Source organism: Pseudorhizobium marinum (assembly GCF_000705355.1).
Taxonomy (GTDB): domain Bacteria; phylum Pseudomonadota; class Alphaproteobacteria; order Rhizobiales; family Rhizobiaceae; genus Neorhizobium; species Neorhizobium pelagicum.
The window spans coordinates 194,292-211,991 of record NZ_JMQK01000003.1 but is presented as its reverse complement, the minus strand read 5'-3'; the positions used below and the strand labels follow the sequence as shown (position 1 = coordinate 211,991).

Genomic DNA, 17,700 nt, shown 5'->3' with positions numbered 1-17,700 from the left:
GCCCATGATGCTCAGCGGACGCGGCGTGACCGCGGTGCTCGGCCCGACCAATACCGGCAAGACCCACTACGCCATCGAACGGATGGTGGCCCATGGCAGCGGTGTCATCGGGCTGCCGTTGCGGCTTCTGGCGCGCGAGGTCTATACCCGGGTGGTCGAGAAGGTGGGTGCGCCCGCCGTCGCCCTGATCACGGGTGAAGAGAAGATTACGCCGCCGGGCGCCCGTTTTTCCGTCTGCACGGTCGAGGCGATGCCGCGCGAGACGAAGGCTGCCTTTGTTGCCATCGACGAAGTTCAGCTTGCCGCCGATCTGGAGCGCGGCCACATCTTCACCGATCGCATCATGCATCTTCGCGGGCGCGAGGAGACGCTGTTGCTTGGCGCCGGGACCATGCGCCGGATCCTGGAGCGACTGCTGCCCGGGATCACCATCATCGAGCGGCCGCGGATGTCGCAGCTCTTCTATGCTGGGCAGAAGAAGATCACCCGCCTGCCGCAGCGCACCGCCATTGTCGCGTTTTCCGCCGACGAGGTCTATGCGATCGCCGAGCTGATCCGCCGCCAGCGTGGCGGGGCGGCGGTGGTTCTCGGTGCGCTCAGCCCGCGGACTCGCAATGCTCAGGTCGGCCTCTACCAGGAGGGCGACGTCGAGTATCTGGTCGCGACCGATGCGATCGGGATGGGTCTCAACCTCGATGTCGACCATGTGGCCTTTGCGCAGGACCGCAAGTTCGACGGGTATCAGTTCCGCAACCTCAATCCCGCAGAAATGGCCCAGATCGCCGGGCGGGCGGGACGCCATGTGCGGGACGGCACGTTCGGCGTCACCGGTCAGGTGCAGCCGCTCGACAACGAGCTTGTCGAGCGCATCGAACGCCACCAGTTCGACGAGGTCAAAGTCCTCCAGTGGCGTTCGAAGTCGCTGGACTATTCCTCGATCCGCAGTCTCAAGGCGAGCCTTGAGACCTCGCCGACAATCGCGGGCCTCACACGAGCGCTGCCGGCGACAGACAGCCAGGCGCTAGATTATCTGTCCCGCTATCCCGAGATCATCGATGCTGCCACGACGGCCGAACGGGTCGAGAAGCTCTGGGAAGCCTGCGCCCTGCCCGACTATCGGCGGATCGCGCCGGCGCAGCATGCGGATCTGATCTCGACGCTCTTCTCCGACCTCGTGCGCCATGGCGCGGTCAACGAGGACTTCATGGCCGAACAGGTGAGGCGGGCAGACAGGACGGATGGCGAAATCGATACGCTTTCGGCGCGAATCGCCCAGATCCGCACCTGGACCTATGTGTCCAATCGTCCCGGCTGGCTTGCCAATCCGACACACTGGCAAGAAAAGACTAGAGAAATTGAGGACAGGCTGTCAGACGCCCTACATGAACGGTTGACGAAACGTTTTGTTGACCGCAGGACATCTGTGCTCATGAAGCGCCTGAGAGAGAATGCGATGCTGGAAGCTGAAATCAGTGTGAATGGTGATGTCTTCGTGGAAGGCCATCACGTCGGACAATTGGCGGGATTTCGGTTTACGCCGGTTTCCGGGGCCGAGGGTCCGGATGCCAAGGCTGTCCAGGGGGCTGCCCAAAAGGCTCTGTCGCTTGAGTTCGAAGCCCGAGCGGCGCGCCTCTATGCGTCCGGCAACGGCGATCTGTCCGTGGGCTCGGATGGCTTCGTGCGGTGGCTGGGCGATCCCGTCGGCCGGCTCTCCGCCAGCGACCACATCATGCGCCCGCGCGTCATCCTCCTGGCGGACGATGCCCTGTCGGGCAATGCGCGAGAACACGCGCTTGCCCGCATCGAGCGCTTCGTCAACCATCATATCGCGACCGTTCTGAAGCCTCTCGACGATCTCTCTCGCGCCGAGGACCTGCAGGGACTGGCGAAAGGGCTGGCCTTCCAGCTGGTCGAGGGCCTTGGCGTGCTCTTCCGCCGCGACGTTGCCGACGACGTCAAGTCGCTGGACCAGGACAGCCGCGCCTCGATGCGCCGTTATGGCATCCGCTTCGGCGCCTACCACATCTTCATGCCGGCCTTGCTGAAGCCGTCGCCGGCCGAACTCATCACCCTGCTCTGGGCGCTGAAGAACGACGGCCTGGACAAGCCGGGTTATGGCGAACTCATTCCCGCACTTGCGGCCGGTCGCACGTCCGTGGTCGCCGATCCGGGTTTCGAGCGCACCTTCTACAAGCTTGCCGGCTTCCGCTTCCTCGGCAAGCGGGCCGTGCGCATTGACATCCTGGAGCGTCTTGCGGATCTGATCCGTCCACTTCTCCAGTGGAAGCCCGGCACCTCTCCGCGTCCCGAGGGCGCCTATGACGGCCGTCGCTTTACGGCCACGACATCCATGCTCTCCATTCTGGGTGCCACTCCCGACGACATGGAAGAGATCCTGAAGGGTCTCGGATACCGCGCCGACGTGCTGAGTGCTGCCGAGGCGGCAGCCTTCCTGTCGGCGCAGGAGCCGGCGTCGACCGCTGCGCCTTCGCCCACAGAGGGCGGCGTCGATGCCGAAGCGCAGCCTGCCGATGCCGAAACCAAGACCGAAGCGGCTGATGCCGCCGGGGAAGCGGTGGATCAGCCTGCCGAGGAGACGTCCGAAGCCGCCGAGACGTCCGAAGCCGCCGATCCGGTCGCAGTTGCCGAAGCCGTTCAGCCGCCGGAAGGCGTCGAGACGACGGGTGAGGTCGCGGAAGCGGAAGAGCCCAAGCCTGTGCTGCTGTGGCGGCCAGGTGGACGCAACGAGAACCAGAGAGGCGGGCGCCCGTCGCAGGGCGAGCGCCGGCCGGGTGGCCGCGGTGGCGAAAACCGTGAGCAGGGCGAGCCGCGCAGCCAGGGTGAACGCGAGACCCGCGAAGGTGGCCGTCCGAAGCGCGACAACCGCCGGCCTGAGGGCAAGCCCGAGCGGCAGAACCGCGGCGACAGGAATGACCGACCCGATCGCGGCAAAGCGCCGCAGCCGGCTCGTTTCGAGGCGAAGCCTCCACGCAAGGAGAAGCCGGTGGATCCGGATTCGCCCTTTGCCAAGCTTGCCGCGCTCAAGGAACAGATGAAGAAGTAGCCATGGCGGCAGAGGGAGAGGCACCGGCCGGGACGCATCAGCGTATCGACAAATGGCTCTTCTTCGCCCGCATGGTAAAGTCCCGGGCCATTGCTCAGGCACTCGTCGAGGCTGGCAGCGTCACCATCAACGGAAGGCCGATCCGGCATGCAAGCGATCTTGTGCGCCCGGGCGACAAGGTCGGCCTCCTGTTCGAGCGACGGGATGTCCTTCTTGTGGTGCGGAGCGGAGGGTTTCGGCGCGGTCCTTCCAGCGAGGCCCGTCAACTCTATGATGATCTTTCCCCGCCGGTCTCGGAGCAAGCGCGGCTGACACCCTTCGAGCGCGCACTCAGACGGCCCTTCCATCGTGGCAAGGACGGGAACTAGGGTCTGTGAAGGCATAGGGCCACTGCAGGCACCCGAAGAGAATAATGCTTCCGAAACAGCCGTTTCGATGGAAGCTTTATCCTTGCTAAGCGCGGATAAAGGCACTACGTCACGGTCAATCGAGGCGGAAACCGCCGACCCTAAGAGGCATTTCGCTGCTCTTCCGGTCGGCCCAGCGTCTCTGGCCGCAGACGGTCCGATCGCGTTTTCTGGAGTGCCGCATGACTTACGTCGTGACTGACAATTGTGTTCGCTGCAAGTACACCGACTGCGTGGAAGTCTGCCCCGTGGATTGCTTCTACGAGGGCGAAAACTTCCTCGTCATTCATCCTGATGAATGCATCGATTGCGGCGTGTGCGAGCCCGAATGTCCGGCAGAGGCCATCAAGCCGGACACGGAGCCGGGTCTCGACAAGTGGCTGAAGATCAATGCCGACTATGCTCAGATCTGGCCCAATATCACCGTCAAGAAGGAGCCTTTGCCCGAGGCGAAGGAGATGGACGGCGTTGCGGATAAGTTCGAGCAGTTCTTCAAGGCCGAACCCGGCAAGGGTGACTGACGTCTTCCGGAGATTCCCTGGACGGGTGTCCTGCCTGCAGATTGGGCAAACGGACATTGATGCGGATATGCCGCATATAAAAGCAAATTATTGATTTCGGCACTTTTTTGTGGTAGACAACAAGAACTGTTCCACAAGGTGGCACTTGCGTGCCCAAAAAACATCACGAAAGCAACAGGTCATCTAGACGCGATTTCCGTGACATCACTGTGATCTTATGTGTCGTCGCTGCCGCGATCGAGTTGTTTTTTCGCGCACGTTGGTCGGACCAGTATTGAGTGACCCGACGGTTCCCCCCGTCTCATCCGGGCCTGCCTGACCCGGCCCCGGTCCTAAAACCGGGTGCGTAACAGGGAGTTTGTGAAACGAATGACGACCCAGCAGAAAAAATCTTCGGCGCGCCAAGGCTTTAAAACCGGCGAAGCAATCGTGTATCCCGCCCATGGCGTCGGCATGATCACTGCCATCGAAGAACAGGAAGTTGCGGGCATGAAGCTCGAGCTTTTCGTAATCGATTTCGAAAAGGACAAGATGCGACTCAAGGTGCCTGTCACCAAGGCGGTCAGCATCGGCATGCGCAAGCTGTCCGAAACGGATTTCGTGGAGCGCGCTCTCAAGGTGGTTCAAGGCAAGGCACGCGTCAAGCGCACCATGTGGTCCCGCCGGGCGCAGGAATATGATGCCAAGATCAATTCCGGTGACCTGATTTCCATCGCGGAAGTCGTGCGCGACCTCTACCGCGCCGAGAACCAGCCAGAGCAGTCCTATTCCGAGCGCCAGCTTTACGAAGCCGCCCTGGACCGCATGGCGCGTGAAATTGCGGCCGTCAACAAGATGTCGGATACCGAATCCGTTCGTCTGGTGGAGGCCAACCTTGCCAAGGGCCCAAAGCGTGGCAAGGTCGTCGATGAAGATGAGTCCCAGGACGAAGCCGCCTAACAGCGAACGTCATCGACACTGACAAAAAACCCGGCCACTGGCCGGGTTTTTTGTTTTGGAACTTTTTCAACCGCGCAACGTTAACCCGCCGGAACGGCGAAATCTTGCTGCTTTTACGGCCAGGCTTCTCAACTGTTTCAGAGAAATTTAGGGGGCCGCCGTCCTACGGCAAGTCCTCGAGAAACGAAAAAGAAGGGAAGCAAGCGGCGCATGATCTCGACCCGCACCGTCCACGGTGGGTCATCGCCTGCTTGCCGTGGTTAGCCAACTGCACGGAGAAGACGATGAAAGCCATGTCTGCGGATCGCAATATGATCAAAATCGCCATGTCTGCCCCCTATCTTGCCCGAGATGAGGAGCGCAATCTTGCTGTGCGCTGGAAGGACGATAAGGATCAGGATGCGCGCAACCAGATCGCGCTGGCGCATATGCGTCTGGTGATCGCCATGGCTTCGAAGTTCCGTGGCTTCGGCCTGCCGATGAGCGACCTGGTTCAAGAAGGCTATGTAGGGCTCCTGGAAGCGGCGGCAAGGTTCGAGCCGGCCCGCGACGTTCGTTTTTCCACTTACGCAAGCTGGTGGATCCGCGCCTCGATGCAGGATTATATCCTCCGCAACTGGTCCATCGTTCGGGGCGGCACGAGCTCGGCACAGAAGGCCCTGTTCTTCAACCTGCGCCGTCTGCGCGCCAAGCTTTCCCGTGGCGACAGCAATCTGACCTCCCGTGCCATTCATGAAGAGATTGCCGTGGCACTGGGCGTCAGCGTGGCCGACGTGCAGACGATGGATGCACGGCTATCGGGTAACGACGCCTCGCTCCAGGCCCCCACCATTGCAGGCGATGCCGACAGCGGCGAGCGGCTCGACCTCCTGCCGAGCGCCGAGCCCCTGCCGGACGAGCAGGTGTCGGGCATGATCGATGGTGAGCGCCGTCTGAACTGGTTGCAGGGCGCGCTGACCAAGTTGAACGATCGGGAAAAGAAAATCATCCGCGCGCGTCGCCTGACCGACGACGGTGCAACCCTGGAGGCTCTCGGTACCGAACTGGGCATTTCCAAGGAGCGCGTGCGGCAGATTGAAAGCCGCGCTATCGAGAAGCTGAGATCCGCCCTCGTTTCCGCCAATCCGCAAATGGCCGCCGTCTGATCGGGCAACTCTTCCGACCCGCAATTACTCGGAAATGATCTTGACCCGCTGACCTGGCGTGATGGCGGCCCCAGCGGGCATGGCATTGATCAGCTTGAAGAGATCCAGCTTGCGATCGGTACCCATCATCCGGGCTGCCAAGGTGGCTAGGCTGTCGTTCGGACCCACGGTGACGACGCGCACGCGCAGCGGTTTCAGGGCTGCGGTTTCCTGAGGCGTCATCTGTCTGAAACTTGATTTCAGCACCGTCGAGACCTGTTCCAGCATCGGGCTACCCTTCGGAACCGCCGTCAGGAAACGGAAGATCTGATTGTTCAACCGGACGACGGTTACATCAAAGTCCCAACGCTCGGCCGACGCGCGCGCCGTGGCTGCGGGCAGGCCATTGATGGTCGTCGTCTGAACTGTCTCGGCCTTCAGCCCGGCAACCCACCCGCTGGTCAGATAATTGGCGAGGTTGTCGGTATCGCCGGCGTCGACGCCGTCGAAACGGATCGCTGTATCGCTCGGCCCGGTCGCCAGTACGGCATCCACCTTGTTGTCGATGCGGAAATCGGAGGGCACGTCGAAGCGTATTCCCAGGCCGCCGTGAAGGAAGGTCTGGCCGCGGACGAAGCCCTCCTCCGGACTGTCCCCGTAAAGAAGGCCGTTGATGCCTGCGACGTAATAGTCGCGGCCCCTATCCCCAACCTGTCCTTCCATCCCTTGCGCGCGTGCATGGCGGCGCGCCAGATCCACACGCTGGGGTGCATTCGGATGGCTGGACAGGAAGTCGAGGCTCTGGTCCGTATCCGGGTCGACCGACGAGAAGCGGGCATAGGCGGCCATGGAATCCAGAAACCGCGGTGCGGCATAGGGGTCGTAGCCGGCTTCACCCAGCATGCGAATGCCGATCACATCCGCCTGCAGTTCCTGCTGGCGGGAGAAGGCTGCGAGGCGAAGCTTGCCACGGGCCAGAGCCTGCTTGCCGGCAAGATCGCTCGACAGGACTTCGGCGACGACGCGGCTGGCAATGACCTCCGCCTCTTCCCGGCGCTGCCGCTCAATGCCGTGGTTGGCGGTCACATGCGCCATCTCGTGCGAGAGTACGGCGGCGACTTCGGACGCGTCGTTGGCAAGCGCCAGAAGCCCGCGCGTGACGTAGAGATAGCCGCCGGGCAAGGCGAAGGCATTGATCGCAGGGGAGTTGAGGATGGTGATGCGGTACGACTGGTTCGGGTTTTCCGAAACAGCAGTCAGCGCCCCGGCGATGCGGGCCACCAGCTTCTCCGTCTTCTCGTCGTGGTATTCGCCGCCATAGCTTGCAACGATACGGGGGTGCTCGCGTGCGCCCATCTGCGCTCGCGGGTCATTCCTCTGGACCTCGTCGACGATCTGTGGCGAATCGGACGGGGAGACATTCGGCTGGTAGGCCTGATCAAGAAGCGACTGGCAGCTCGACAAGCCAAGGCTTGCCGCCAGGAGCACGACAGCACCCGTCATCCCCCGGCGCACGGAAGGTGTCTGCCCAGAAGGGGGCGATCCCAGCCTCTCCGGCTGCATGCTCGTCGTTTTCGGATGTGTCATCATCAAGATCCGCTATCCGATCCGCGCCCGGCTCAAGTCCATTTCGACGGAGAGTCGGTGACTGCAATTCTGTCGACTTAGCGATTCTGGCGCAGCAATCACAGAGCTTCTCTTCTAAATAGGGATCCTTGTCGCAACCGGAAAGGTGCTGTTGCTGCGATGCCACTGCGGCACGTCCAAATTGTGGCATGGGGCGACTAGCCGTCCAGGAAGCTGGCGATGGCGGGAATGTCGCGGCGCGCGGCGAGGTCGGCCGCGGGAGCTTGCAGAATCACGCGGCCATCGTCGATGAACACGACGTCGTCTGCCAGGCGCCGGACCTCGTCGGGGTCGTGGGTGACGATGAGAACGGTGTTTTTTCTCTCCGCCTGCAAGTCCGTCAACAGGCTCGCCATGTTGAGACGCAGGCCGGGATCCAGTGCCGCGAAGGGTTCGTCCAGCAGCAAAACCGGCTTTTGGCGCACGAGGGCGCGCGCAAAGGCTGCCCTTTGCCTCTCCCCTCCAGACAGGGTCGAAGGCTTGCGCTTTTCCATTCCACCCAGACCGACGCGCGAGAGGGCTGTAGAAACGTTGCGCCTTTCCTCCTTCGACAGTTTCAGAGAGGGGCTGATGCCGAGCCCGACGTTGGTGAAGAGATCGAGGTGACCGAAGAGATTGTTGTCCTGAAACACCAGGGAAACGGGTCTCTCTGCCGGATGCTCCGGCGTCAGGTCCTGGTGTCCTATGACAATCTGCCCAGACTTCGGAAAGACGAAGCCCGCAACCAAGTTGAGAAGAGTCGATTTTCCCGATCCGGAGGGACCGATGACGGCGGTGATGGCGCCCCCGCGCAGGGTCAGGTCGAACTCGAAGCGCCGCGCACCGAGCACAAGCCGCACGTCCCGCAGATGAATGTCTGGTCCCGGTTCAACCTGCGGCACGCCTGCTCCTGTTGCTATCCTGTCCGGATGTGCCGACGACGGCCAGGATCAGGCAGACGGCGCCGAGGACAAGCGCCAGTCCGTCGGCATCGGCGGTCCGATAGCTCGACAGGCTGCTGTATAGCAGCCAGGGCAGCGTGACGAAATCGCTGGAGCCGAACAGAGCGACAGCGCCGAGATCGCCCAGCGACAGGGCCATCGCGAAGGAGAGCGCGAGGGCCGCAGGCGTCATCAGGATCGGCCGGTCGATGTGCCATAGTTTCCAGAGCCCGGACATGCCGAGACTGGCGGTCAGCCGGGCGGTTCGTGCGTGGTGCGTCTCCATGGCCGGTTCCAGGACGCGCACGACGAAGGGCAGCGCCATCAGGGCATTGATGGCGACGACCAGGACGGGTGCAAAGCGGCTCACGTCGCCCCATGGCCGCAACAGCAGGAACCATCCCGTGCCGAGGACGATCGGCGGGACGAGCAGGACGAGCGATGATGTGGCACCGAGAATTCGGCCATAGGCGACTGCACTGGCTCCAGCGCCCTGCGTCTCTGCCACCGTCAGGCGGCCGCGGATGATGGCGATCGACATTGCCAGTGCGAGCAATCCGGATGCGAGGGCAATCGCAAGGCTCGTCGCGGCAGCGCCTGCGAACGCTGCGCTGGTAACCAGCCGGCCAAGGTCTGCCTGCAGACCGGCCGAGACGACCGCGACCAAGGGCAGCAAGAGAAAGGCCACAGCTGTGGCAATCCAAGCCATATCCCAGGTGCGCTTCGCGAGTGTTCGCCCGTCGAAGCGGATTCTTGCGCCGCCAAGCGTTGATATCCTTTCCTCCGGTCGGCGCATTGTCGCCAGGACTGCCACGACCAGGCCCGTCAGCGCAATCTGCAGCAGCGCGAGGGCAATCGCCCGGGGCGGGTCGAAATCGAACCGCAGGGACTGGTAGATGGCGACTTCCAGCGTCGTTGCCGCGGGCCCGCCGCCCAGGACCAGGACGATGGTGAAGCTGTTCACGCACAGCATGAAGATGAGGCCCGCAATGCCCGGCAGGATCCTTACCAGCGCCGGCCACTCGACAAAGCGGAAGACCGAGACGGAGTTCATGCCGAGGCCTGCGGCGAGCATCCAGGATTCGCCCGGCTGGCGCTCGAGCGCGGAGACCATCAGCCGGCAGGCAAGCGGCAGGTTGAAGAATACATGCGCCAGAAGGATGCCGCTCAATCCGTAGATGCTGATAGGTTCGCTGGCACCCAGCGAGAGGAGCAGGCCGTTTGCCCAGCCTTGCCGGCCCCAGATGGCAATCAAACCGAGCGTCACCACCAGAACCGGCAAGCCCATCGGCAGCGCCATGAGTCTCAGAACCCAGAGACGCCCGGGGAAATGGCTGCGGCGCGCCAGCGCGAGCGCCACGGGCACGGCAAGGCCTGTCGAAAGCAGGGTCGACAGAGCTGCCTGCAGAAGCGTGAACTGGAGGATCCGGAATGTGTAGGCCGAAAAAATCCACCCATCGGTAGTCGCCGGTTGACTGGCCAGCAGCGCGGCCAGTGCCAGAAGTATGAAGAGCGCGGTTGCCGCCAGGGCAATGGCGCTGCCGGCAAGTCCCCACCGTCGCTGCCGCCGCGTCATCATCATGGCTGTCGGCTCACTCGGCGCTCATCGGGCGCTCATTGCCGTCAGCCATTCATCGATCCATGCCCGTCGATGGGCGGCAACCTCCTCGGGATCCATCAGCAGCGTGTTCTGCGGACTGACGAGCCTGTTGAAGGCGTCCGGAAGGGGTTCGGAGGTTGGTGCGGCCGGCATCATCCAGTTCGTCGTCGGGATGATGTTCTGGAAGGCCGGCGTCATCGTGAAAGCGAGAAACTTTCTCGCCAGCGTCTTGTCATTCGATGTCGTCAGCATTCCGGCCAGTTCGATCTGGACATAGTGGCCTTCCGAGAACGCGGCGGCCTGATACCTCTCCGTGCCCTCCGCGACCATGTGATAGGCCGGCGAGGTGGTGTAGGAGAGAACCATCGGCACCTCGCCCTTGGTGAACAGCCCGTAGGCTTCCGACCATCCCGGCGTCACCGTCAAGATCCTGTCGCGGAGCTTCGTCCAGGCCGCCGGAGCGTCGTCGCCATAGACCGACTTCACCCAGAGAAGCAGGCCAAGCCCCGGCGTCGAGGTGCGCGGATCCTGAATGACGATCTTCTGGGCCGGATCTCCTTCTACCAGTTCCTTCAGGCTTCTGGGTGGCGTCTGCATCGCCTGCGTGTCGTAGACCACGGCGAAATGGCCGTAGTCGTAGGGAATGAAGACCTCGTCGCTGTAGCCGCCCGGGACTGCGATGGCGCCCGTGTCGAGGCCATGCGGCTCGAAAAGTCCGGTGGCCTTGGCTTCCGTCGCCAGGTTGGTGTCGAGGCCGAGCACCAGGTCAGCTCCCGTGCTCTGACCTTCCAGCTTCAGCCGGGAGAGCAGAGCCACGCCGTCCGCCACGCTGACGAACTCGATGGTGCAGGCGCAGGTCTTTTCGAATTCTTCCTTGACCTGGGGACCGGGGCCCCATTCGGCGGTAAAGCTCTCGTAGGTGTAGATGGTCAGCGTCTTCTCCTGCGCCATCGCAGGATAGGCGATTGCGAAGGTCGACAGGAAACACAGGAATGGCAGGGTTCTTGTCATTGACGCCTCCTTGTTCAACGAAAGGGAACAGGCGTCGATCAGAAGCCGTCTAATCCCTCCGCCGGTATCAACCGGATCAGGTTCCGCGGGTTGGCAAAGCCTCTCAGCCGCAGATGCGGCACCCCGTTAGAGCTTCCTACGGTGTACCGGGCAGCGCAGGCCTTGGCAAGCATTCGCGCCGGGATCGAGGCGCTAGTGAGGGCGCTGGAAAACGTGGAGTTCGCGGGGCAGGGAGGCAATGCCGCCGGTGCGCCGTGCAACGGCATAATCGATGGACTGTTCCACGACATGCGGCATCACGGGCTTCGTCAGGACGCCAAGCACGCCGTTCTGGACCTGATTGACCTCTTCCGGGTTGGCAGTCATGTAGATTACCGTCAGACCGTAGATCTCGGCAAGCTCGCGTCCGAGTTCCGGTCCTGTTCTTCCGTCGGAGAGGTTCACGTCGACCAGGGCGATGTCGGCCGTCTGGGCAAGCGCCAAGGCATGGCTGCGGCCGCTGGCAAAGCCGGCGATCTGCAAACCCATCGCCTCAACTGTCTCGCCGACGTCGAGCGCGATCAGGAATTCGTCTTCGACAATCAGGACACGATGGTGTGCCGCTTGCTGAGCCAGCCGACGACTCGGTACACTTGCCAGCATTGGAATTCTCCTAAGGTTCGGTGTCTTACCAGCGTCTGTCCCAGATCGACACTGACAACCGAACGAAGGTCCCGAAGGATTGTTCCGGTTTCCGGCAGAAGCAGCGAAATGGCCGCCCGTTATGGCTAACAGAGGGTTAACTCCTATCCCTCCAGCTCCTCGCGCAGCATCTCGAGCTCCAGCCACTCTTCCTCCATCCGCGTCAGGCCCTGGCGCAGCTTCTCCGTCTCCGCCGCCAGCCTGTTGAAGGTCGCCGGGTCCTTGCTGAAGAGTTGGGGATCGGCCATCTTCTGTTCTCGCGCGGCAATATCGGCTTCCACCTTCGCCATCTCCTTGGGAAGGTTCTCGAGCGCGAACTTCTGCTTGAAGGACAGCTTGACCTTGTTCCTGGGAGCCTCCGATGCGGGTCCGGCCGTTGCGGCCTTCGACTTCTCCTGCTTTTCGACGCGCCGCCGCTCTTCCTGTGCGCCCCGGCGCTGAGCCAGCATGTCGGTATAGCCGCCGGCATATTCGATCCAGCGGCCATCGGGGGCATCCGGCGTGGCGGGCGCTATGGTCGAGGTCACCGTGCGGTCGAGGAAGTCGCGATCGTGGCTGACGAGGATGACGGTGCCGCTGAAGCCGGAGACGATCTCCTGCAGAAGGTCGAGCGTTTCGATGTCGAGGTCGTTGGTCGGTTCGTCGAGGATCAGCAGGTTCGAGGGACGCGCCATGATCCGCGCCAGCATCAGCCGGGCGCGCTCGCCGCCGGAGAGGTTCTTGATCGGGGTGCGGATCTGCTCCGGCTGGAACAGGAAGTCCTTCATGTATCCCGCGACATGGCGCTGCTCGCCGTTGACGAGAAGCGTCTCGCCGCGTCCGTCGGTCAGATACTGGGACAGCGTTTCTTCCGGGTCGAGATCCTCGCGCTTCTGGTCCAGCGTCGCGATCTCGAGATTGGTGCCGAGCTTCACGGTACCGGTGTCCGGCGCAAGCTGTCCGGTCAGCATCTTCAGGAGCGTCGTCTTGCCGGCGCCGTTCGGGCCGACGAGGCCGATGCAATCGCCCCGGTGCACGCGGATGCTGAAGGGCGCGACGATGGTGCGCTCCTCGTAGCTCTTGGTGATCATCTCGGCTTCGATGACCAGCTTGCCGGACTCGCGCCCTTCCGATGCCGTCGCCTGCACGCTGCCCTGAGCGCCCTTGTGGCCGCGGTAGTCGGCGCGCATGGTCTGGAGCTCGCCCAGGCGGCGCATGTTGCGCTTGCGGCGCGCCGTCACGCCGTAGCGCAGCCAGTGCTCCTCCCGTTCGATCGCCTTTCCAAGCTTGTGCTGCTCCAGCTCCTCCGCCTCCAGCACCTCGTCGCGCCATGCTTCGAAGTATTGGAACCCGCGGTCGAGACGCCGCGACACACCACGGTCGAGCCAGACGGTGGCGGTCGACACCTTCTCCAGGAAGCGCCGATCGTGGGAGATGAGCACGAGCGCGCTGCGGGTCTTGCGCAGTTCGTCTTCCAGCCACTCGATCGTCGGCAGGTCGAGATGGTTGGTGGGCTCGTCCAGCATGAGGATATCGGGCTCGGGCGCCAAGACGCGTGCCAGTGCCGCCCGGCGGGCTTCGCCGCCGGAAAGCCGGTTGGGGTCCTCCTCGCCGGTCAGGCCCAGGTGCTCCAGCAGATAGGTAACGCGATAGGCGTCGTCGCCGGGGCCCAATCCCGCCTCGGCATAGGCCTGCACCGTCTGGTAGCTGCCGAAATCCGGGGCCTGCTCAAGATAGCGGATGGTGGCGGAGGGATGCCGGAAGACTTCGCCGGACTGTGCCTCGACCATGCCGGCGGCAATCTTCATCATCGTCGACTTGCCGGAGCCATTGCGTCCCACAAGGCAGATGCGGTCGCCGGGCTCCACCTGCAGGTTGGCACCCGCCAGAAGCGGCGTGCCGCCGAAGCTGAGGAAGATATCGTCGAGTTTCAGGATCGGGGGTGCCAAGGTTCAGGCTCCAGTCAGGTCATAGGGGCGGGCCAGGATCATCGCCCTGCCGCGATCGATGGACAGGGAGACGGGGCCCTCAGCCACATTGGATATGGTGCGCGCGGAGCCGAAGGGCAAAGAATACCTGTCGAGCGGATAGCGGGCGTTGGTGATCGTCAGGTTTTCCAGATCGGAAAATCCGATGACGGAGAACATCGAGCTTTTTGGCACGTCGAGAACTCTGGGCTGTCCGGGCATCAGGGGCATCCCTTCCTCAAGGCCGGATGTCAGAAGCACATCGACGCCCTGCTCGGCCAGGCGCAGTGCATGGAGAAAATGCTGAAGCGCATGGTCGCTGCGCTCGCCGCCCATGGCGCCGGCGAGGATCAGCCGCTGTGCCCCTCTCGCCAGCGCCTCCGCGGTGGCGATCTCGCCGTCGGTCTCGTTCTTGGCCGCCGGGAAAGGATGTCGCTCGACCTGCGGCCAGTCCTCGACGAGCGCCGGCGGCGTGGAGTCGAAATCCCCCACCCAGAGCTCCGGCTCCACGCCCAGAGGCTTCGCATGCCGCATGCCGCCGTCGGCCGCGATGAAGCGGCTTCCGGCAATCGCATACTGCAGTCGATCCGTGAGGGTCAAATCCCCGCCGAGCAGGATGGTGAATGTGGTCTTGATCATGGGAAGCCCATATCGCAAAGCCGGGGCTGAGGGAAAGCCGCTTGCACAGCCGAAACCGAGCTTTTACGTTGCCGGCAACTTCGACAGGGGCATCGCATGCAGTTTCAGGGTACGGCAGACTACATCGCGGACAAGGATCTGCTGGTCGCCGTCAACGCGGCCATCCAGCTGGAGCGGCCCTTGCTCGTCAAGGGGGAGCCCGGCACCGGCAAGACAGAGCTCGCCCGGCAGATCGCCTCGGCGCTCGGACTTCAGCTGATCGAGTGGAACGTCAAATCCACCACGAAGGCACAGCAGGGGCTCTACGAGTACGACGCGGTCTCGCGGCTGCGCGACAGCCAGCTCGGCGACGCCCGCGTCAACGACGTGGGCAACTACATCCGCCAGGGCAAGCTGTGGCAGGCCTTCACGGCGCCGGAGAAGACCGTTCTCCTGATCGACGAGATCGACAAGGCGGACATCGAGTTTCCCAACGACCTGCTGCAGGAACTCGACCGGATGGAATTCCATGTCTATGAGACCGGTGAGACGGTGAGGGCGAAGGTCCGGCCGGTCGTGATCATCACGTCGAACAACGAGAAGGAGCTTCCTGACGCGTTCCTGCGCCGCTGCTTCTTCCACTATATCCGCTTTCCCGACCCCGAAACTTTGGCGCGGATCGTCGAGGTCCATCATCCGGGCATCAAGCAGGCGCTCGTCCGCCAGGCGCTGACGCGCTTCTACGAAATCCGCGAGACGCCGGGCCTGCGCAAGAAGCCCTCGACCTCGGAAGCTCTGGACTGGATCCGGCTGCTGGTCTCCGACGACATCGATCCCGCCGATCTGGGCGCCGATGTCAGGACCGCGCTGCCGAAGCTGCACGGCGCGCTTCTGAAGAACGAGCAGGACGTCCACCTCTTCGAGCGCCTGGCCTTCATGGCGCGCCGCGAACGTTAGACTCCTCTTTTCTTGACCTTTGCTGCTTCGAAGTTTAATTGAACGATATTGTGTGGTGATTTGGCCGGCCGGCTTGCAGCCACGTTAAACAAGTCGCTAAAGGGCCGCGCGAGTTCCACCTTCACGCGCCGGTTGCGATTTGTTCGCGGCCGGTTTCTTGTTTTGTGAGTGTGCGATGCCGATCAAGATTCCCGATACGCTGCCCGCCTTCGAAACCCTCGTCCAGGAGGGCGTGCGGGTGATGACCGAAACGGTCGCCGTGCGGCAGGATATCCGCCCGCTGCAGATCGGCCTGCTCAACCTCATGCCCAACAAGATCAAGACCGAGTTGCAGATGGCACGGCTCGTGGGCGCCTCGCCGCTGCAGGTCGAACTGTCGCTCGTGCGGATCGGCGGACACAAGGCGAAGAACACCTCGGAGGAACACCTGCTCTCCTTCTACGAGACCTGGGAGGAGGTGAAGCACCGCAAGTACGACGGCTTCATCATCACCGGTGCGCCGGTGGAGACGCTTCCCTACGAGAGCGTCACCTACTGGGACGAGATGCAGCAGATCCTCGACTGGACGACGACCAACGTCCATTCGACGATGAATGTCTGCTGGGGCGCGATGGCCGCCATCTATCACTTCCACGGCGTGCCGAAGCACGAGCTCAAGGAAAAGGCCTTCGGGGTCTACCGCCACCGCAACCTGTGTCCAGCTTCCGTGTTCCTGACCGGTTTTTCCGACGACTTCCAGGTGCCCGTATCGCGGTGGACCGAGGTGCGGCGCGAGGATATCGCCAAGGTGCCGGAGCTGAAGATCCTGATGGAATCGGAGGAAATGGGTGTCTGCCTCGTTGAAGAAGCGCAGGGTCGCCGCCTCTACATGTTCAACCACGTCGAATACGACTCCACGTCACTGGCCGAGGAGTATTTCCGGGACGTCAATGCCGGCGTGCCAATCAAGCTGCCGCACAATTATTTCCCGCACGACGACACCACCCTGACGCCGCAGAACCGCTGGCGCAGCCATGCCCATCTCCTGTTCGGAAACTGGATCAACGAGATCTACCAGTCGACGCCCTACCAGCTGGAGAAGATTGGATCGGTCTAGGATGCTGCTCCCGTTCTTCCTCAAGTTGAAGGCTGCAAGGCTTCCCGTCACGCTGCGGGAGTATCTGTCGCTGCTGGAGGGGATGAAGCAGGGGCTGGCGGATTTCGACGTCGAGGCCTTCTATTTCCTTGCCCGAACCTGCCTGGTGAAGGACGAGCGGCATATCGACCGGTTCGACCAGGTGTTTGCCGCCCATTTTCGCGGGCTGCAGTCGCTGGCTAGCGACCCCGGGGTCGACCCGGTGGCATTGCCGGAGGAGTGGCTTCGAAAGCTTGCCGAACGCTATCTGAGCGAGGAGGAAAAACGCCTTGTCGACGCGCTGGGCGGATTCGAGGCGCTGATGGAGACGCTGCGCCAGCGGCTTGCGGAGCAGGATGGTCGCCACCAGGGCGGTTCGAAGTGGATCGGTACCGCCGGAACCTCCCCCTTCGGCGCCTATGGCTACAATCCGGAAGGCGTGCGGATCGGCCAGGACCGTTCCCGCAACCGGCGTGCCGTCAAGGTCTGGGACAGGCGAGAGTTTGCCGATCTCGACGACAGCGTCGAACTCGGCACGCGCAACATCAAGATCGCGCTGCGGCGTCTGCGCCGCTGGGTGCGGGAAGGGGCGACGGAGGAATTCGATCTCGACGGCACGATCCAGTCGACCGCGCAGCACGGCTACCTCGATGTCCAGACGCGGCCGGAGCGGCGCAATGCCGTCAAACTCCTGATGTTCTTCGATGTCGGCGGCTCGATGGACGATCACGTGCTGGCGGTGGAACAGCTGTTTTCCGCCGCCCGGAGTGAGTTTCGCCATCTGGAACATTTCTACTTCCACAACTGCCTCTACGAGAGCGTTTGGAAGGACAACAGCCGGCGCTTCGAGCGTCTGCCGACGGAGACGGTCATCAACGGCTTCGGCAGTGACTATCGCGTCATCTTCGTCGGTGACGCCTCGATGAGCCCGTATGAAATCACCCATGCCGGCGGGTCCGTCGAACACTGGAACAAGGAACCCGGCGAGCTCTGGATGCGGCGGATGACGGATCATTTCCATCGCTGCGTCTGGCTGAACCCGGTCCCGCAGGCGCATTGGCAGTTCACCCAGTCGATCCTCCAGCTGCAGCGGATCGTTTCCGACCGGATGTTTCCGCTGACGCTCGGCGGTCTGGAGCAGGCCACGCGGGCGCTCGGCCGCTAGCCGCTTT

Annotated in this window: 15 protein-coding genes and 2 riboswitches; of the genes, 8 read left to right on the top strand and 7 right to left on the bottom strand. The window is 62.9% G+C overall.

The window, feature by feature from the left end; translation table 11 throughout:
• Positions 1-4 precede the first annotated feature (4 nt).
• The 5 genes from EO99_RS0105045 to EO99_RS0105025 all read left to right on the top strand — a co-directional run bounded on the left by EO99_RS0105045 (position 5) and on the right by EO99_RS0105025 (position 6,076).
• Positions 5-3,064, top strand: a complete 3,060-nt coding sequence (locus tag EO99_RS0105045) for a helicase-related protein (RefSeq protein ID WP_029617555.1) — start codon at positions 5-7, stop codon at positions 3,062-3,064.
• Between the two features lie 2 nt (positions 3,065-3,066).
• Positions 3,067-3,432, top strand: coding sequence for an RNA-binding S4 domain-containing protein (locus tag EO99_RS0105040; protein ID WP_051679702.1), 366 nt, complete (start codon positions 3,067-3,069; stop codon positions 3,430-3,432).
• 221 nt (positions 3,433-3,653) lie between these two features.
• Entirely contained in the window at positions 3,654-3,992 is a 339-nt protein-coding gene (gene fdxA / locus EO99_RS0105035; protein WP_029617553.1) for a ferredoxin FdxA, read from the top strand.
• 369 nt (positions 3,993-4,361) lie between these two features.
• Positions 4,362-4,931, top strand: coding sequence for a CarD family transcriptional regulator (locus EO99_RS0105030; RefSeq protein WP_029617552.1), 570 nt, complete (start codon positions 4,362-4,364; stop codon positions 4,929-4,931).
• A gap of 284 nt (positions 4,932-5,215) precedes the next feature.
• Positions 5,216-6,076, top strand: coding sequence for an RNA polymerase factor sigma-32 (locus tag EO99_RS0105025; RefSeq protein WP_029617551.1), 861 nt, complete (start codon positions 5,216-5,218; stop codon positions 6,074-6,076).
• Between the two features lie 24 nt (positions 6,077-6,100).
• Here the strand turns inward: EO99_RS0105025 and EO99_RS0105020 are convergent, their stop codons facing one another.
• The 7 genes from EO99_RS0105020 to EO99_RS0104985 form a co-directional block, all read right to left on the bottom strand.
• Positions 6,101-7,558: a M48 family metalloprotease gene (locus tag EO99_RS0105020; protein WP_235776765.1), complete on the bottom strand. Its 1,458-nt coding sequence runs from the start codon at positions 7,556-7,558 to the stop codon at positions 6,101-6,103.
• A gap of 281 nt (positions 7,559-7,839) precedes the next feature.
• A complete protein-coding gene (locus tag EO99_RS0105010) occupies positions 7,840-8,562 on the bottom strand; it encodes a thiamine ABC transporter ATP-binding protein (protein WP_029617549.1) in 723 nt (240 codons plus the stop codon).
• Positions 8,549-10,180 carry a thiamine/thiamine pyrophosphate ABC transporter permease ThiP gene (locus tag EO99_RS0105005; protein WP_029617548.1) on the bottom strand — a complete coding sequence of 544 codons (1,632 nt, stop codon included), beginning with the start codon at positions 10,178-10,180 and terminating at the stop codon, positions 8,549-8,551. Before EO99_RS0105005 ends, EO99_RS0105010 begins: the two co-directional genes overlap by 14 nt.
• Before the next feature lie 24 nt (positions 10,181-10,204).
• Positions 10,205-11,212 carry a thiamine ABC transporter substrate binding subunit gene (thiB, locus tag EO99_RS0105000; RefSeq protein WP_029617547.1) on the bottom strand — a complete coding sequence of 336 codons (1,008 nt, stop codon included), beginning with the start codon at positions 11,210-11,212 and terminating at the stop codon, positions 10,205-10,207.
• Between the two features lie 36 nt (positions 11,213-11,248).
• Positions 11,249-11,348, bottom strand: a riboswitch (TPP riboswitch).
• A gap of 56 nt (positions 11,349-11,404) precedes the next feature.
• Entirely contained in the window at positions 11,405-11,854 is a 450-nt protein-coding gene (locus tag EO99_RS0104995; protein WP_051679701.1) for a response regulator, read from the bottom strand.
• Positions 11,855-11,997: 143 nt separating this feature from the next.
• Entirely contained in the window at positions 11,998-13,821 is a 1,824-nt protein-coding gene (locus tag EO99_RS0104990; RefSeq protein ID WP_029617545.1) for an ABC-F family ATP-binding cassette domain-containing protein, read from the bottom strand.
• Between the two features lie 3 nt (positions 13,822-13,824).
• Positions 13,825-14,478: a thiamine diphosphokinase gene (locus EO99_RS0104985; RefSeq protein ID WP_029617544.1), complete on the bottom strand. Its 654-nt coding sequence runs from the start codon at positions 14,476-14,478 to the stop codon at positions 13,825-13,827.
• Positions 14,479-14,574: 96 nt separating this feature from the next.
• Here EO99_RS0104985 and EO99_RS0104980 point away from each other — a divergent pair, with 96 nt between their 5' ends.
• The 3 genes from EO99_RS0104980 to EO99_RS0104970 all read left to right on the top strand — a co-directional run bounded on the left by EO99_RS0104980 (position 14,575) and on the right by EO99_RS0104970 (position 17,693).
• On the top strand, positions 14,575-15,414 hold the full coding sequence (locus EO99_RS0104980) for an AAA family ATPase (RefSeq protein WP_029617543.1): 840 nt from the start codon (positions 14,575-14,577) through the stop codon (positions 15,412-15,414).
• Positions 15,415-15,456: 42 nt separating this feature from the next.
• A riboswitch (SAM riboswitch) is annotated at positions 15,457-15,534 on the top strand.
• Between the two features lie 55 nt (positions 15,535-15,589).
• Positions 15,590-16,510, top strand: coding sequence for a homoserine O-acetyltransferase MetA (gene metA / locus EO99_RS0104975; protein ID WP_029617542.1), 921 nt, complete (start codon positions 15,590-15,592; stop codon positions 16,508-16,510).
• A gap of 1 nt (position 16,511) precedes the next feature.
• Positions 16,512-17,693, top strand: coding sequence for a vWA domain-containing protein (locus tag EO99_RS0104970; protein WP_029617541.1), 1,182 nt, complete (start codon positions 16,512-16,514; stop codon positions 17,691-17,693).
• The last annotated feature ends 7 nt before the right edge of the window (positions 17,694-17,700 follow it).